The following is a 16,394-nucleotide window of genomic DNA, read 5'->3' on the forward strand; positions in this document are numbered from 1 at the left end:
CTTGTGATTGAATATCCTCATGGGTAATTCATCTCCACACTGGCCGTCGCGGTAAAATTCCCTTCATATAACATTGCAGACGGGTCAGTATCCTTCACTGGCACCGCATACAAGGGTAAAGTTGCAACGCCATTATCCGACATCGTTATCGGTGTCCCTGTGTTAGGTGGTATGACGACCCCTTGATGGTATAATCGAACCCCCAACCCGGTCTGACTAGCTTGCAAGGCTTTATTATCAAAACTCTCCGCGACCATCCCGCGATACTCAAGATATAACGCCACGGCATTCCCAAGCCCTGTTCCGCAACTCAGCGTCAAGGTAAAGTCTTGGCGATAGTTTTCGCCATTAATCTTGGTGATCCCCACCTCGCCAAACGGCACGCGGATCGGCTGGTCAACCCCGTCCGGCCCCGCCACATCACACGGCGGGTTTTGGATTAAGTTGGCGGTAAAGTTCACATCTACCGCATACGTCGTCAGCGGCATCAAGCCGCTTAGCCATAATGCCATTGCAGATATCTTAGCTTGTCGGTTCATCATTATTGATACTCCACACTCAACGTCGCGGATGCAGTCATCTGACCGTCATTAATCCCCCCAGTCCCACTGCCAATCGGTATCACACTAAGGGTTGGCTGAGTGCTATAATTAAAATGACGCCAGACGCCTAAATTCAGATTACTGTTACCCGCCATAAGGCGTAATCCTAAGTTCTGGTCCGAGGTGGACAACACATTCGCCGCTTGGCCACTCATGCGGGGGCCATCAAATTTCAGTTTTAAGACTGGATTACTTGCTGCATCGTCGCAACTTAGAGTATACGGAATGTCAGTTTTTCCGTAGCTAACCCCATCGATATTTTTTATGATCAGGTCGCCCATCGCCACATTGATGGGCTGTCCAATCCCGTCAGGCCCGTAGATATCACAGGTCTTCTCAACTACCGTGACCTTCACGGTTAAGGTATAGGTTTCTGCAAGGGTCGCCGCTGAACACAGCATCAAACTGCTCATCAACAGACTGGTTGCCAGCACTTTCGGCAGTCGACATCGTCTCATTGTCATAATGATGACCACTCCTACTCGTACAACATTTCAAATGCAATCAGCGCCGAATACGCCCCCGGCACAAGCTGCCCCGTTCTCACCGGCGTCACGTAATAGGTCAACTGACTTTGCCCTGAAGGCAATAACTGTGGCTCACTTTCTAACCCCAAAGGTAGCAGTGAACCATTTGGTGTTGTGATAGCCAGCCCCAATCCTTTTACCCCATTGACACGAGCGATATCCGGCATTGATGGCACACTATCTGCTAAAAAACGAATTTTGACTGCTGGTTGACTGGAGCTCCATGCTGTCATTCCCGTTTGTACATTATCTAAACGAGTCTCAGTCTCTAAACAGTCCTCTAACTCAATCTGAAACGGTACGGGTGCTCCTCTACCATTATGCTGCAAGGTACTGGTATCCAAATTCCCCATCTCGACTGATTGGTAACTAGATGTCATCGCTAGCCGACATGGGCTTTCCGTTAATGAACCTGACACGTACAACACACCATGCTGTCCATCGACATTCCAGTTATCTACTGGCCGATAGAGATTGCCATTATTATCAGCCGCCATGCCTGATAAACTGACGGTACTGCTCAACATCGCTAGAAGTAAGCCGTATCGGAAAACGTTTTTTCTTTGTAAGTCTGTCATGCGTACTCCTTCAATATGGGCACCGTCAGTCGGGTGCTTACTCGAATTATTCGCTTTTACCATTTGGAACAACCTGACAGCTCGACGCCTGACAGCGGAAGGTCAAATTAGGACGTCCACCATAATCATTGATGTAAGTCAGTACGGGATTATTTCCTAATTGATTAGCGCTGATGCCTAAATCATCCTGTCCAAACGGTGGCACCATGACTGGTGTAAAATCTTTACCATCCGATGCTTTGCCATTAGTCGTCGCATTAATAATCGTGACGTAATACGGTGTGGGATTTTTCACGATATAACGTTCACCTTGTTTATCTAAGGTTAATTTGTCTTGCCATGGCGCACCGTTTTTTTCAGGTATTATCGCTTTAGGTCGATAAAACAGCTTCACTCGTGTTTGCAGAGCAATTTGTAATGTGTTTGGTTTATCGCTTTTTGGCGGTATTTCTCGTAAATTAAAATAAAATAAAGACTCACGATCTTGAGGTAACGAATTAATAGCAGGTAATGCTTCAATTTTTACTTGGCTTGATTTACCTGGCTCTATACGCTGTACGGGCGGTAATACAACCAATGGCGATTGGATCTTCTGCCCTTCCGCATTTTCAATCCACCCTTGAGCTAAATATGGTAACTGTTTGTTGTTATTTGAAATATTGAGTGAGATTGACTTTTGTCCACCATCAAAAATAACCCGAGTCCTATCCATTGATACCGCGGAATAAGCTGTGCTGCTAAATAATGCCAAACCAATTAACCCCATGGTTGCACGATAAGAAATCGTTAATTGCATAGTTATTTACCTTTTATTTCTGTGTTCTCTCTTGAGCCATGCTTTTCGTGAATTAGGCTATTCTTGTGCTGCATAAAACTATCTTTTCACTATCACCGTTGATGCAGGTAACGTTGTCGGAATACACGGCAATAGTAATGCTTCCTGTAAAGAACCTAACTGAATAGGAAAGGTGATCTGACAAGCCTTATCTTCTCCCCAAGTCACAGTCATCACACTCTGAGGGTTAATACCACTGATATAAGCACTTCCAGAATCACCCACAATTCCTGTATTTTGCGCTTTACTGTTTTGTATTTGAGCGCCGAATGGCGGGTGGCTACCATCAGGCAATCGCAGTACTGTCATCGCTTTTTGTCCTGATACCACAGCAAAATGACGATAACCTACAGCGCCTTCTGTGAGCGTGGCTTGTACTACCGACTGCTGTGCTTCTACATTGTCTGGTAATGCATTTAAGTCAATTTGAGCCTTACTACGGTAGTAACTACTCACATCACCAACAATGGCTTTACCAAACATATTCGAGGTGATCGGTGCACCTATCCCTTTGATCGGTACATCCGAAACACCATCGGTATCGACTAACATTCGCGTTCCTCCTAATGTATTAACACGATGAAGTCCGCCTCCCTCTGGGGTAAAAGTCATTCCACCGCTCATTGATAGACCAAATGCACTATATTGGTTATGCATATAACTCACATTAGCCGTTAAACGTGCGATATCAGCTTGATGGGTGATAAATGCACTTCCCGTTCCTCCTTTTTTGCTACTCCCGGCACTCAACTGGTATGTCGTTCGATCATTGATTCGGTCGTAATAGGTCGCCCGATTTGTCGTATCGTAGCGACTACTATTCAGCGAATACCCTACGTTGGCGCCGTTACTTAAGGGGAATGAGGTCGATAGATATATACTGTCATCCTTGACACCATTATAAACACTGCGGTTTGCCGATAAGTTAACACTGATATTTTTGAGTGAACCAATATCCATATATTTCGACAGCATAATGCTGTAATAATCATTATCCGGCTGATCCCAATAAGTTTGGTGGTTATAGTTGAGGTATAACGACATTCCTAACTCGCCGAAATTTTTATTCAGCGATATCGTATATAACTCTTTACTCCCTCCATAACGCTCACCGGTTTTCAGTGCATTTAAGAAATCAGACATCGACATAAAGTCACGCTCGGAAAAGCGATAACCTGCAAATTGAATAGTGCTATCAATCGCCTCAAAACGTTTAGAGTAATTAATACGGTAAGAACCTCCGCTTAAATTCCCCATATTTGGTAATCGAGCAAAAGATTGAGTAACATCGAAAGATAAAGCTCCAAATGCCAATAAATCACGCCCAATACCCAGCGATACGGCATTGTAATTTTTACTATTCAGGCTACCGCCAAATAGTGACCAGCCGTTGTTGACTCCCCACGAAAATTCACCCGTGACAAAAGAATCCCCTTCACTGTGACGCTGATAATTAGTTGGCTGGCCTAATGCTAATTTGTATTGCATTTGCCCCGGACGCGTTAAATAAGGCAAGCTAGCTGTATCTATTTGAAAGTCTTGAGTTGTACCATCTTGTTCTTTAACTGTGATATCGAGTTTGCCACTAACAGCATCACTCAAATCCTGAATACGAAACGGCCCTGGAGCGACTTGTGTTTCGTACAACACTCGCCCTTGCTGGCTAACTATTACCGTCGCATTTGTTTTTGCGATACCTGTCACTTCTGGTGCATAACCACGCAAATTTGGCGGGAGCATATTCAATTCAGAACGCACACTGGCGCCAATAAAACGAAATGAATCAAAGATATTAGAAACGAGGTAATCCTCCCCTAATACCAATTTAGCAGCGAGTGACGGCAATGCGCGATAGGCATAAAACCGATTCCAGTCAAAGTCTTTATTAACCGAATCACCAGAACCAGTAGCATGATTTAAACGACCTTGCCAATCAGCGCGAAAGCGCCAAGCCCCTAAGTTCACCCCTACAATACCATTTCCATTTAACGCATAACTATCGTGACCACCGTTATATGAATTATTGGCATTACCATTAATGTTATAGTCCAGCATCAACGCAGCAATTCCCTCATCCCAACGCGATGGTGGATCCCAGTTAGGCGCAGTGAATTCGAGATAAGCTTGTGGGATACTCACGTATAATGACGAGGTAGCTAAATCACCATGGATTTGCATCCCTGGTAAACTACTTGCTGTCAGACACTGTCCGTCATGCCACCATGCCAACTCTTTTTTTGCCGATGAAGTCAATCCAAATTGATCCGCTACCTCTGGCGATATACAAGCTGTGCTACCTTGTGGATCATCTTCAGGGGGATAAAAAGGCACTGACACTTCTGAAAACTGCTCGCCATTTACCTTTAATGTTAAAGAATAGGTCCCCGGCATGATGTAACCCGCACGAGAGAACTGCTCTAGATCGATGTTATTTTTATCTTCTAGATCTAGCACATCCGTATTGAATTCAATTGTCTCAGTTGCCCACAATGGCGTTGATAGACCATAGAATGAAAAAACAATGGCTAGGCCTAAGCAACTAAGGCGAAAAAATACAGGTCGTGAAGAAGACATAAATAACATCCCTAAAAATCAGGTTCAGGAAAAACGTAAGCTAAAAAGAAAAAATGACTTTTTATTATTAGTAATAATCCAGCTTAAAACGCAGTGCGCTTTGATATTGCCCCGGACGTAAAGGCTCTTTATCGGCAACTAGCCTTAACCCATAATTCAGTACAGTATTTCCCGGTGCGATAGTTTGTTTCTCTGTGGACTTCCCTGGATAAATAGGCTTCCCATCTGCATCTTGTAATAACAGAGCAACGCCACGCGCATCTCCCGACACCGTAAACCAATTACCAGAAGCAGGACCGTCAAAAGTCACCGTAAAAGCTTGCCAAGGAGAACCGGTATATGGCACTAAAGTGCAACCAATTAGCGTAATAGAGAAAGGGTGAACAGGACCTTGTCCTTGTTGGCGTATTGTTCCAACGGGTAATATTCCCATGTCGACAACCTGTTCATAAGAACCGGTATCAATAGCACATGCAGAATCGACAATACTGCCATTCATGTTGACACTTCCCCATAGTGTGGAAGCTTGTGCTTGTACACTCGGTAAAGTGGCAAATTGACTAACAAGTAACATGACTAAAATAGCTTTCATAACCGAGTTCCCCCTCTTTTATATTTCCCCTAATCACGAAGTGACTTAGGGGAATACTTCATTGACAATAACGATTAGTTATAGGCCAATGTAAAGTTGGTCACAGCTTGGAAACTACCCGGAACAACAGTCGCATCTGACATACCTTGTAGCGCAGCTTGAAAACTCAAAATGTTATTACCTGAGGTATAAGCACGCTCAACGGTTGAATCATTGATATTGATTTTTGCACCTGATTTATTCATCAATACAATACCTGCACCAGACGCATCACCTGTAATTTGAATTAATCCAGTATTGCTACCATTGTTTACCCACTCTGTACCTTCAAATTTCACTTCAACCATATTGTTATATTTTTGGGTAACGCCATCTTTATCTTTATATTCTGCGTTCAACGTGCAACCTTCGAGATGGATCTCAAAAGGCTGAGCTGCGGACATACCACCTTTCTGTAGGGTAACATTAGAAACCTGTCCTAAATCAATAGTTTGACTTTCATCTCCTGGAGCGATTGAGCATGGTGCTTCAATAATAGACCCCGTGAAAGTTACTGTGCCTTTTCCTGCATCCACAGCAAAAGCGGATGCGCTCATTGCACCAGAAATTAAGGTTGCTAAAATAATTTTTTTCATGATTGCCTCTGCAATATAAATATATTGTATTTGAAAAAAGGAATGTATTGACAATCCTTCAGACGTGCGTATTCCTAATTATTTAGAGATAAATAATTTAAAAACCTTTAAATAAAAAGAAATGATAAAATAACTAACCCCATAAGTTAGTTTGGTCATATCGAGAAAATATTTCGAGCTGTTTCTTCAATTCTTCCGATTGGTCAGTAGAGCTAAATACATTATGATATTGCACACAGATTTTCTTTTCCTTTTCGAATACCTGTAAAAAGACCTGATTAAAGAAATCTGTTAATGAAACATCTAATGCATTTAAAATAACAATCAATGTATCTATTGTTATATTACAAACTCCACATTCATAACGTGATATTTGTTGTTGGGAAACATTAACTAGCTTAGCTAGATCTTTTCCTGTCATCGAACGTTCTTTGCGTAATTTATGTATTTCTTTCCCGATAGCTTTGGTAAAAACAGTTCTTGAATCATCGAGTTTATTTTTCGGCATTTGTACCGCATCTACTCTCACTATTTTTCTCCATGCATTAAATTAATTACACTTACCTATTTAAATGTCACTTACATAAATATATCGAACGAAGATAACTAATAAAAATCGATATGCATAGAAACCCATTCCATTTAAAATTCCATTTTAAAATTGAATAAAAAATCTATCTTCAACATGTTTTATGCAACTTTAAGTCTATAGGTATAAATAATGTTGTATTATGTATTGTCACTGAATCAATGCCTATTAATTTACTTGAGCATTGGAGTAAAATCAAACTTCCCCCCTACCATCTGGCAGCACAGAGATCTCCTGTTTACACCATTAAAGAGTAACTTGAATATCGTAAAACCTAGCTATTTTGCTGGCTTCTATGGTGAATCATTTTAAGACGGTCTATATAAAATGGACTTTTCAACCATAAAAACACTAATTATGACGCAAATAAAGATGAAAATTTTAAATTTTATAAATAGTCATAATCATTAATGAAAATATAAATTAATTAATTTATTAAACACCTCTTATAAAATAGTAAACAAAAAATAAATATATATTTTTCATATAGATACAAAGCAGTCCACATTATTTTAAATAATAACCAATCTTTAAATATCAGATAAGACTCCTTCAAAAGTTAACGTTATCTTTTGATTTAGGTAATAATACTAACCACGATTTCATAATCACTTTTAAAATAATAATCAGCATAACTAAAAATAAGACGTGTTAATTTTTAGTTAATTTCATAATATTGAAAAATGACTACTAATTTACATAATATAAATATGCAAGAAAAATGAATATACTCTTATTATGCTTATTTTATTTGAAATTAAATATACTTATAATGAGTATCATAAAGGGATAAAAACAAAATTTAACTTTTAAAACCAATTTAAATTGAAAACCATTATTATTCTCAAAAACACTTAAAGGTAACATTAAAAGCTATCAAGAGATGAATAAGTGATTTATAGATTATGAATTGAACGATAGTGTTTTGATCGCCAACTAAAAGAGGATTAAATCAATATCATTTATTCAGGATGGGAAATACTAAAAGGTAGTGAAGCGAAATGATTCACACAAAAGGATGGAGTTAAAGTTATCTAACTAATTTTCTCATCGTCATACCTCAATAACGATCATTAATGTCATGTTATCTTTCATCTGTTTATTTAGATTTATAAATTGCTTACGTATAATAGTAGTCTTAACTCAAGACTTCGTTCTCTATTTCATAAACTTTATTACTGACTCGCTGCAATAGCCATGAACACAGATTGGGATATCAAGAGCATCCCCTATCATTACATTTATGAGGGATTTTTCTTTTGTGTATTTGAGGGAACAAAGGCATAAATGCAAAAAGCCCTGATTCTAAGAATCAGGGCTTCGATATCTGGCGGAACGGACGGGACTCGAACCCGCGACCCCCTGCGTGACAGGCAGGTATTCTAACCAACTGAACTACCGCTCCGAACATTCCCCTTGGGAACGCGATGCATATTACGAATACTTTCAATAACAGTCAATACTTTTTCTTGAAAAAACGTGCATTTGAACAGTTTTTAGCCTTAAAAGCGAATAACTGCTAATGAACCGTCTCCCCTTCCTCAGGCGATTGACGCCAGAGACAAGGCTTACCACCTTTTTTATCGACGATATCTAGCCGCTTTTCATGTTCAATCAGCTCTTCATCCGTCGCATAAAGTACCCTTAACCCACTGACAGGACGGTCTATCCGTTGTACTTCTTCAACATAACTTTCGTTTGAAGTATCTGCTTCCATTGAAAAAGCCAAAGACGTCTGTCCACCAGTCATCGCTAAATAGACATCAGCCAGTATCTCGGCATCGAGCAAAGCCCCATGGAGAGTTCGTTTCGTATTATCAATCAAATAGCGATCACACAACGCATCCAAGTTATTCCGTTTACCGGGAAATATTTGCCGAGCCATCACTAAACTATCCGTTATTTGGCAAAAATCGGCCGTTGGCGGTATATCTTTATTCAATTTGCTAAATTCGTAATCCATGAAGCCAATATCAAAGGGGGCGTTATGGATAATCAGCTCTGCTCCACGAATAAACTCAATAAACTCATCGGCAATATCAGCGAACACGGGTTTATCTTGTAAAAACTCATCACTGATACCATGAACCTCAAAAGCTTCAGGGTCCACGAGACGATCAGGTTTTATATAGACGTGAAAATTGCGCCCCGTCAGCCTACGATTGATAACCTCGACGGCTCCAATTTCAATAATGTTATGGCCTTCATAATGAACGCCCAGTTTGTTCATACCTGTAGTTTCAGTATCGAGGACAATTTGTCTGGTTATCGCCGTGCTCATAATGGATTTTTGTGTCAAACTAGAGATTGATGAATAAGGTAGAGTTTAACAGAAATGACAAAGCAGGTAGAAATTTTCACTGATGGTTCCTGTCTGGGTAATCCAGGTCCAGGTGGTTATGGCATTCTTCTTCGTTACCAACAGCATGAAAAGACACTCAATGAAGGTTTTTTTATGACAACCAATAACCGTATGGAGCTACTTGCTGCTATTGTTGCCCTTGAATCGTTAAAACGACCATGTGATATTATTTTAACCACCGATAGCCAATATGTTCGCCAAGGGATCACACAATGGATCCACAATTGGAAGCGTCGTCAGTGGCGTAAAGCAGATAAGTCTCCGGTAGTGAATGTTGACCTCTGGAAACGCTTAGATGCGGCTATCGCTCGCCATAAAATTGATTGGCGTTGGGTAAAAGGCCATGCAGGCCATCCGGAAAATGAAAAATGTGATGAACTCGCACGCCAAGCGGCTGAATCACCAACAAAAGAAGATACAGGTTACCAACCTACACAAGATTAAACGGGTTCAATCCCAACTTGCCTACATTTGCCCACACAGTGTAGGCCTTAATTCATATCGCGTGTTTATCGCTGAAATTTATAATTTTTTGGTGCTATCAGAAATACGCTTTGTTGCCCCCAGTGCAGTGCCTATTTTAACTTTAGGTTGTTTAAATTTGAGCAATGTCGGAGTTAGAGGGTAAGTTCGCTTTCTCGCAACAATCACATTTAAAGTACCTACCCCTTTTATGCGCTGATTTAACCAATTTTCAGGGCCATGCCATGGAAACACCTGACAATTGCGATGGTAAAGTACTTCATAATTCAATACACTAAGCCAATCAAATACCCTTAACGTAGGAAAAAGACGGCTACAATAAGGTTGCTGTTTACGAAGGAACGGCACCATTTTACCGATCCCTAATAAGCTAAATGGGTTAAAGCCAGAAATAATTAGCCAGCCATCATCAACGAGCACACGGTCAACTTCACGCAATACCCAATGGGGGTCATGGCTATATGCCAACATGTGTGAGATTAGGCATGCGTCGATTGATTTGGCCGTAAAGGGAAGCGCTTGTGGTTCAGCGATAACTTGAAAACGAGGGTCATCATTCCCCAAACAAAACTGATGCGATACCATACACTCTTCGGTATCGACCTCAGTACTGAGGTGCCCAAGCTTAAGCAAATGAAAGCCAAATATTTTTGGCCACCAAGGGCGAAGCTGATATTGCAACGCTTGGCGATAGTGTTCCCCAAAAGGAATATCAGACCAACTCACAGGCATCTGGAACTTTTTTTCAATACGCGCTGGCTTCATCAAATTCCCCTTAATCAAAATAGAGAGGTCATTATGGAGTTAATACGAGTCCCTGCTTTAAATGATAACTATATTTGGATTCTGTCTGATAATAACCAACAGTGTATCATTGTTGACCCCGCGGAGTCAGAGCCAGTCCTCGAAATATTGGCGCAAAAAAAGCTTACCCCAACGGCTATCTTACTGACCCATCATCACAATGACCATACTGGTGGTGTAAAAGGTATTCTGAAAAACTTCAGTAACCTACCTGTTTTTGGGCCTCAAGAGACTCAAGTTAAAGGAGCAACACAAATCGTTGAGCAAGGTGATAGTGTCAAAATTAACGATTTTAATTTTGATGTTATTGGCTTACCTGGACATACCCTTGGTCATATTGCTTTTTATCAAGCCCCTTATCTATTTTGTGGCGATACCCTGTTTTCTGCTGGGTGTGGAAGGATATTTGAGGGTACACCGGAGCAAATGTATCAATCCATTCAGAAAATTGCTGCTCTCCCTGATGACACATTAATTTGTTGTGCCCATGAATATACTCAATCTAATTTGAAATTCGCTCACCATATTTGGCCTGAAAACACGCAAATTAGCCAATATCAAGAAGAGGTTGCCGCTAAGCGAAACAAAAATCAACCAACTGTACCTACCACGCTAAAAACAGAACGAAAAGTGAATATTTTTTTACAGTGTGATAATGCACAATTGCAAAGAAAATTAAATATAAATCAAGCTAACCCACCACTTAGAGCTGTTTTTACCGTTCTACGTCAATTAAAAGATCATTATTAACGTTTAATTATTGTCTTCTTTGTGTCGGATAAGTATTATTGTTCGACTTTTACACATACAACAAAGAACCAAGACACAATGAAGACAATAGCGACTATTATCGCCATTGTTCTGCTGGCCGGATGCCAATCTTCGCCTCAACAAACCAAGCAGAACAGGTCTTCAGCAAACCACACTATAGAAACCGTTGCTCCACATAATCAGGCAGCAAGCAGACAAATCTCAACGGTAGATAACGACCTTTGGGGTTATATCAGTGATGAGCTGAAGATGGATATACCTGATAATGCTATCATCAGGGAACAGGCAAGTAATTACTATACAAAACAAAGTTTTCTCTACGACGTCACATTAAGGGCCGAACCTTATATGTACTGGATCGTGGACGAAATCGATAATCGTAACTTACCCATGGAATTGGCCCTGATTCCAATCATAGAAAGTTCATTCAATCCAAAAGCAACCTCACCTGCACAGGCGGCAGGATTGTGGCAAATTGTTCCTATCACCGCACGCTCTTATGGCTTAAAACAAGATCAATGGGTCGATGAGCGCCGTGACTTAGTCACATCGACTAAGGCTGCTTTTGATTTGCTCGAAAATTTAAATATCATGTTTGGACATGATTGGGAATTAACCTTAGCCGCTTATAACTGCGGTGAAGGCTGTGTACTGAATGCGATTAAGAAGAATGAAGAAGCTGGGTTGCCAACTGATTTCTGGTCGTTATCTTTACCTAAAGAAACAAAACAATATGTGCCTAAAATATTAGCACTTAGCCAAATATTAAGAGCACCTGAAAAATATCAAATTAAATTACCGCGTAGTAACCGAAATAGAGCGTTAACTCAAGTCGATGTTGGGCAGCAAATTACATTAACCCAAGCTGCCGAGCTAACAGGTATTTCGGAAGAGTCGCTGAAAATTTATAATTCTGGCTATAAGCGTGGTGTAACATCACCTAATGGCCCACATTATATTATGTTACCGACAGCAAAAGCGGAGCAATTAAAAGTATCACTTTCTGACCAAGCTGTTTTAGATAATATCCGTCTCGCTGTGGCTAAAAATCAGCATCAGAGATCAACCCAACCCGCCAATAATTTCACTTATAAAGTGGCTAAAGGGGAATCGGTTGCAAGTATTGCCAAAAAATTCAATACGACAAGTAAAGAGATAAAGCGGCTTAATGGAATGAAAACGGCCACTATCTATCCGGGCCAAACCCTTAAGATAAAAGGTTCAGCCCCTACTGCCAATAGTCGTAAAACCAAAACTTATAGAGTGAAGAAAGGTGACTCTTATTACAGCATAGCCAAAAGGCATGGGATCAAACTCAATGATTTAATGAGTTGGAATTCAGGTGTCAAAATGGCAGATCTAAAACCTGGTGTCACATTGAACCTCTACTTATAAAATAAGTCTCTGTCATGTACCTACCGATTAATCGGTAGGTATTACTTATTTGGTATTAAAAATTAATTATGCTTATCAATATTGGTATCATATTCAATTACCGTTAATCTTTTCTCTATTTTGTTAAAAAAACCTCTTCAAATTATTTTGCATATCGTTTTTAAGTTAAAATCATCGTTATTTTTTGTAAACAAACGAAAAGTATCTCTAATTGGATATAAAACTCCTTTAAAACTGCGCTTAATTGATATAAATAGCACTATAAGTCCTTTATCCTGCTTTATTTTTGAAAAAAAACCGCGGTCAGGTGGTGACTTATGTAATAAAAGTGCTATATTATTAGCACAGCGAAAACTGTTAGCGCTGCTAGCCCGTATTTGAATATTACTGATATAATTATTGATAATTCTAAAAATTACACCTACTTTGTTACAAAGTATATATAACCTAATGCGTTGATTAGTAAATGCTTATGTTAATAACCAAGGTGTTTTATTTAGTTTGTACTAGATTATTTAGATATAGAAATACACATAGCAAAGGTTAGTCTCGCCTGCGGAGGTGATTATGGATGAATATTCACCCAAAAATTATGATATATCTGAGTTAAAATACTTGTGTAACAGTTTGAATCGAGAAGCAATGTTAAGCTTACAGAAAACTAATACACACTGGGTCAATGATTTAAGTTCACCACAAAGTGCTAGACTTAATGAACTCATTGAACATATTGCAGCCTTCGTGTGGCAATTTAAGATAAAATATCCCAAAGAGAATCTCGTTATATCATTAGTTGAAGAGTATCTTGATGAGACTTATGATTTATTCGGAAGCCCTGTAATAACTCTAAGTGAAATTATTGACTGGCAGAGCATGAATCAAAATCTAGTTTCCGTACTTGATGATGATTTAAAGTGCCCTGCAAGCAAAACATAAAGATATTATTCGTCGCTATATAAACTATAACATAGCATGTTATAAAGCTTTTTTAATTATCAATAAAAGAAAGGGTATTATGACCAAAACTGATTATCTGATGCGTTTAAGAAAATGCACAACCATCGATACACTTGAGCGTGTTATTGAGAAAAATAAGTATGAGCTTTCTGAAGATGAGTTAGAATTGTTCTATTCAGCTGCTGACCATCGCCTTGCAGAACTCACTATGAATAAACTTTATGACAAAATCCCTGCATCGGTTTGGAAATTTGTTAGGTAACTACTTATTAATATGCACAGATAATAACTGGTTATAGCCGATAATTCATTTTATCGGCTTAATGTGTATATTGTCTTTCATTCTATTATTATACATTGTAAACAATGTATCCATCGCGCTCGTATTTTATCCAATTAAGCTTTGGGTATTCATAATTAGACAGCTTCTCAATAGCGCTACGCTTATTCATAAAGAATTTATAAAACCTTACAAATAATCGTCGCTTTATCTTATAAAAATAGCATTAAAATTAATAATACTCATTTCAAATTTACGATTTTGCTATTTTATCTGCCAATGAATATTAGCTTAAGTTATAAGATGAAAGAGGGGGAAATAAACAGATAGGTTATTTAACTCATAATTGGGTGGGGGCCCTGCCAGCGACATCCCGGCACACACATCTCCTGCTGTGGCTGCTTCTTTCCAGACCTGACCAAATTAACAAGTTAGTGTTGCGGGAGAACCAACAGAGCCCCCATAGATTGCTTCCTAAAAAGCAGGAGGCATTATGCTTGATGACAACTAAAATAGCAAGAAAACTACTGCCAAGTGCTGATTTCTTGCACAAAATACGTAATTAATGATATTTATTAAAAAATAATCAACTGGTGGGTTCAATAACTAACCTAATTTCTTTGCTCGTATCATCACTAGTAGAGAGATTTTCTACTTTGGAAATCAGCAAGATATTACCATCAACAGATACTGTCGCTCTCATCGCAAGATGGGCATCTGGGCGTACTTCATTCTTTTGATAGCTTAATTCAAAAGGAAAAGGAGACTGTTTGCCTAAAGTCTCATAATATTTTTGTGATAAGATCAACGCAGGTAGTTCCGCGATTGAAATATCCGCTAAGGTTACTGTAATCACGGCATTCTGAGGCAATTTGACCTGCTGCGGAATGACAACTTGCCCTCTAATGACGTCAGTGTCTAAATGCTGCTTTGCATTATGGCTGTGATTGTTAACCTTCGTCTCTTTTACATTATTATTATTACCTTCACAACCGACCAAAAAAGCAGGCAGAACAAAGCCAATTATGCATAGGTGTAGTTTCATAATAAATGTCCAAAAAAACAATTTGTTGTTAAGTATTTTTATACTAATCAGAGTGTGATTTTTACTGAAGGCGAATTGATTATAGCTAAAAAATACTCACCAACAAAATATTCTTTCAAAATGTAACAAACAACATCAAAATGTAATCAACTGTTGAACATAGCGGCCTAAACGGTAGTCATCGCCTATTTAAAATCATAGCCAGCCATGCTTTCTGCTATTGATATATAAAAGCGATAAGACAAAAAACGCTCTACCTATTTTTATGTATTAATGGGAAAATACCCGCATCTGATAAATATTAATCAACTTTCAAGGTTGCTATGAGCCCAGAATTGCAAAATTTAATCAGCCTATTGGAGCTGGAAAAAATCGAAGAGGGTATTTATCGAGGTCAAAGTGAAGATCTTGGATTACCTCAAGTATTTGGGGGGCAAGTTGTTGGTCAAGCCATGTACGCAGCGGAACAGACTATCCCCGAAGGTCGCGTAATAAATTCATTCCATAGCTATTTCTTGCGCCCTGGTGATAGCCAACGCCCTATTGTCTATGATGTCGAAATATTAAGAGATGGTGGCAGCTTTAGTACACGACGCATCAGCGCAATACAACATGGCAAGCCCATCTTTTTTATGACGGCCTCTTTCCAAGCACAAGAAGAGGGGTTTAATCACCAGAACCTCATGCCAGATGTTCCTTTACCAGAGACACTGGCATCACAGGATGAAATCATTCAACGTTTGGCAACCCAATTGCCCGAGTCGGTCAAAAAGTATGCTTTGCGCCCAAATCCTTTTGAGTTTCGGCCTATTCAATTTTACAGCCCATTTAATAACCCACCGCAAGAGCCTTTTCGTTATATTTGGTTTAAAGCCAAAGGCCAATTGCCTGATATTCCCTCATTACACAACTACTTATTAGGCTATGCGTCTGACTATAATTTTTTACCTGCAACCCTACAGCCACATGGCCGTGGGTTTATGGAGAGAGATTTGCAAGTCGCAACAATCGATCACTCAATGTGGTATCACCGACCATTTAAAATTGATGATTGGTTACTCTATGCCATTGAAAGCCCTTCCGCTTCTGGAGGACGAGGCTTTGTTAAAGGGCAAATTTATGACCGACAAGGGGTCTTAGTGGCAACAGCGGTTCAAGAAGGGGTGATCCGTAAAAGAAGGCCTCGCTAAGTCAACTATAGCTAATTAGTGCGAGTACTCACTAACTATTTTGTGAGTTAAAAAACGCCCCCAGTAATGGGTTATCCAACTATTGGGGGTCATTCACTATTTTCGCTTTAGTTTGGGATATCGTGACCGCACTCATCTATCATTATGTTTATCAAGATATTGAGATATAGGTGTT

The 16,394-nt window shown here is 39.5% G+C and carries 17 protein-coding genes, 1 tRNA gene and 1 other RNA gene; 6 read left to right on the forward strand and 13 right to left on the reverse strand.

Annotated features, from left to right (window positions below):
• Positions 1 to 17 precede the first annotated feature (17 nt).
• The 10 genes from PR699_RS08775 to dnaQ form a co-directional block, all read right to left on the reverse strand.
• Positions 18 to 542: a fimbrial protein gene (locus PR699_RS08775; protein WP_014656757.1), complete on the reverse strand. Its 525-nt coding sequence runs from the start codon at positions 540 to 542 to the stop codon at positions 18 to 20.
• Positions 542 to 1,066: a fimbrial protein gene (locus PR699_RS08780; RefSeq protein ID WP_237713178.1), complete on the reverse strand. Its 525-nt coding sequence runs from the start codon at positions 1,064 to 1,066 to the stop codon at positions 542 to 544. Before PR699_RS08780 ends, PR699_RS08775 begins: the two co-directional genes overlap by 1 nt.
• Before the next feature lie 14 nt (positions 1,067 to 1,080).
• Entirely contained in the window at positions 1,081 to 1,770 is a 690-nt protein-coding gene (locus PR699_RS08785) for a fimbrial protein (protein WP_014656759.1), read from the reverse strand.
• Entirely contained in the window at positions 1,754 to 2,503 is a 750-nt protein-coding gene (locus tag PR699_RS08790) for a fimbria/pilus periplasmic chaperone (protein ID WP_014656760.1), read from the reverse strand. Before PR699_RS08790 ends, PR699_RS08785 begins: the two co-directional genes overlap by 17 nt.
• 78 nt (positions 2,504 to 2,581) lie before the next feature.
• Complete coding sequence (locus tag PR699_RS08795) at positions 2,582 to 5,116, reverse strand: outer membrane usher protein (protein WP_014656761.1); 2,535 nt, start codon at positions 5,114 to 5,116, stop codon at positions 2,582 to 2,584.
• A 67-nt stretch (positions 5,117 to 5,183) separates the two neighbouring features.
• Positions 5,184 to 5,708, reverse strand: a complete 525-nt coding sequence (locus PR699_RS08800) for a fimbrial protein (RefSeq protein ID WP_004927221.1) — start codon at positions 5,706 to 5,708, stop codon at positions 5,184 to 5,186.
• Between the two features lie 74 nt (positions 5,709 to 5,782).
• The gene (locus PR699_RS08805) at positions 5,783 to 6,343 is read right to left on the reverse strand and encodes a fimbrial protein (protein ID WP_004927218.1); all 561 of its coding nucleotides are present in this window, start codon (positions 6,341 to 6,343) and stop codon (positions 5,783 to 5,785) included.
• A gap of 133 nt (positions 6,344 to 6,476) precedes the next feature.
• Positions 6,477 to 6,872 carry a helix-turn-helix domain-containing protein gene (locus PR699_RS08810; RefSeq protein WP_004927213.1) on the reverse strand — a complete coding sequence of 132 codons (396 nt, stop codon included), beginning with the start codon at positions 6,870 to 6,872 and terminating at the stop codon, positions 6,477 to 6,479.
• A gap of 1,388 nt (positions 6,873 to 8,260) precedes the next feature.
• A tRNA-Asp gene (locus tag PR699_RS08815) sits at positions 8,261 to 8,337 on the reverse strand.
• Positions 8,338 to 8,451: 114 nt separating this feature from the next.
• On the reverse strand, positions 8,452 to 9,213 hold the full coding sequence (gene dnaQ, locus PR699_RS08820) for a DNA polymerase III subunit epsilon (protein WP_004927092.1): 762 nt from the start codon (positions 9,211 to 9,213) through the stop codon (positions 8,452 to 8,454).
• Positions 9,214 to 9,267: 54 nt separating this feature from the next.
• Here dnaQ and rnhA point away from each other — a divergent pair, with 54 nt between their 5' ends.
• Positions 9,268 to 9,738 (forward strand): ribonuclease HI, encoded by a 471-nt coding sequence (gene rnhA, locus PR699_RS08825; RefSeq protein WP_014656762.1) that lies wholly within the window; start codon positions 9,268 to 9,270, stop codon positions 9,736 to 9,738.
• Between the two features lie 78 nt (positions 9,739 to 9,816).
• On the opposite strand, the gene PR699_RS08830 is transcribed toward rnhA, so the two are convergent.
• Complete coding sequence (locus PR699_RS08830; protein WP_004927087.1) at positions 9,817 to 10,542, reverse strand: class I SAM-dependent methyltransferase; 726 nt, start codon at positions 10,540 to 10,542, stop codon at positions 9,817 to 9,819.
• Positions 10,543 to 10,575: 33 nt separating this feature from the next.
• Between PR699_RS08830 and gloB the strand changes: the two genes are divergently transcribed.
• The 4 genes from gloB to PR699_RS08850 all read left to right on the forward strand — a co-directional run bounded on the left by gloB (position 10,576) and on the right by PR699_RS08850 (position 13,966).
• Positions 10,576 to 11,331 carry a hydroxyacylglutathione hydrolase gene (gene gloB, locus PR699_RS08835; protein WP_014656763.1) on the forward strand — a complete coding sequence of 252 codons (756 nt, stop codon included), beginning with the start codon at positions 10,576 to 10,578 and terminating at the stop codon, positions 11,329 to 11,331.
• A 78-nt stretch (positions 11,332 to 11,409) separates the two neighbouring features.
• A complete protein-coding gene (gene mltD / locus PR699_RS08840; RefSeq protein WP_004927077.1) occupies positions 11,410 to 12,747 on the forward strand; it encodes a murein transglycosylase D in 1,338 nt (445 codons plus the stop codon).
• Positions 12,748 to 13,314: 567 nt separating this feature from the next.
• Entirely contained in the window at positions 13,315 to 13,683 is a 369-nt protein-coding gene (gene tomB, locus PR699_RS08845; RefSeq protein WP_004927067.1) for an Hha toxicity modulator TomB, read from the forward strand.
• A gap of 79 nt (positions 13,684 to 13,762) precedes the next feature.
• Complete coding sequence (locus PR699_RS08850; protein WP_004927064.1) at positions 13,763 to 13,966, forward strand: HHA domain-containing protein; 204 nt, start codon at positions 13,763 to 13,765, stop codon at positions 13,964 to 13,966.
• Positions 13,967 to 14,341: 375 nt separating this feature from the next.
• Here the strand turns inward: PR699_RS08850 and ffs are convergent.
• Positions 14,342 to 14,438, reverse strand: an RNA gene (gene ffs, locus PR699_RS08855) — signal recognition particle sRNA small type.
• Between the two features lie 132 nt (positions 14,439 to 14,570).
• Entirely contained in the window at positions 14,571 to 15,029 is a 459-nt protein-coding gene (locus PR699_RS08860) for a YbaY family lipoprotein (protein WP_004927062.1), read from the reverse strand.
• A 323-nt stretch (positions 15,030 to 15,352) separates the two neighbouring features.
• Between PR699_RS08860 and tesB the strand changes: the two genes are divergently transcribed.
• Complete coding sequence (gene tesB / locus PR699_RS08865; protein ID WP_004927058.1) at positions 15,353 to 16,219, forward strand: acyl-CoA thioesterase II; 867 nt, start codon at positions 15,353 to 15,355, stop codon at positions 16,217 to 16,219.
• Positions 16,220 to 16,394: the final 175 nt, after the last annotated feature.

This window comes from Providencia sp. PROV268 (assembly GCF_028477805.1).
GTDB classification, from domain to species: domain Bacteria; phylum Pseudomonadota; class Gammaproteobacteria; order Enterobacterales; family Enterobacteriaceae; genus Providencia; species Providencia stuartii.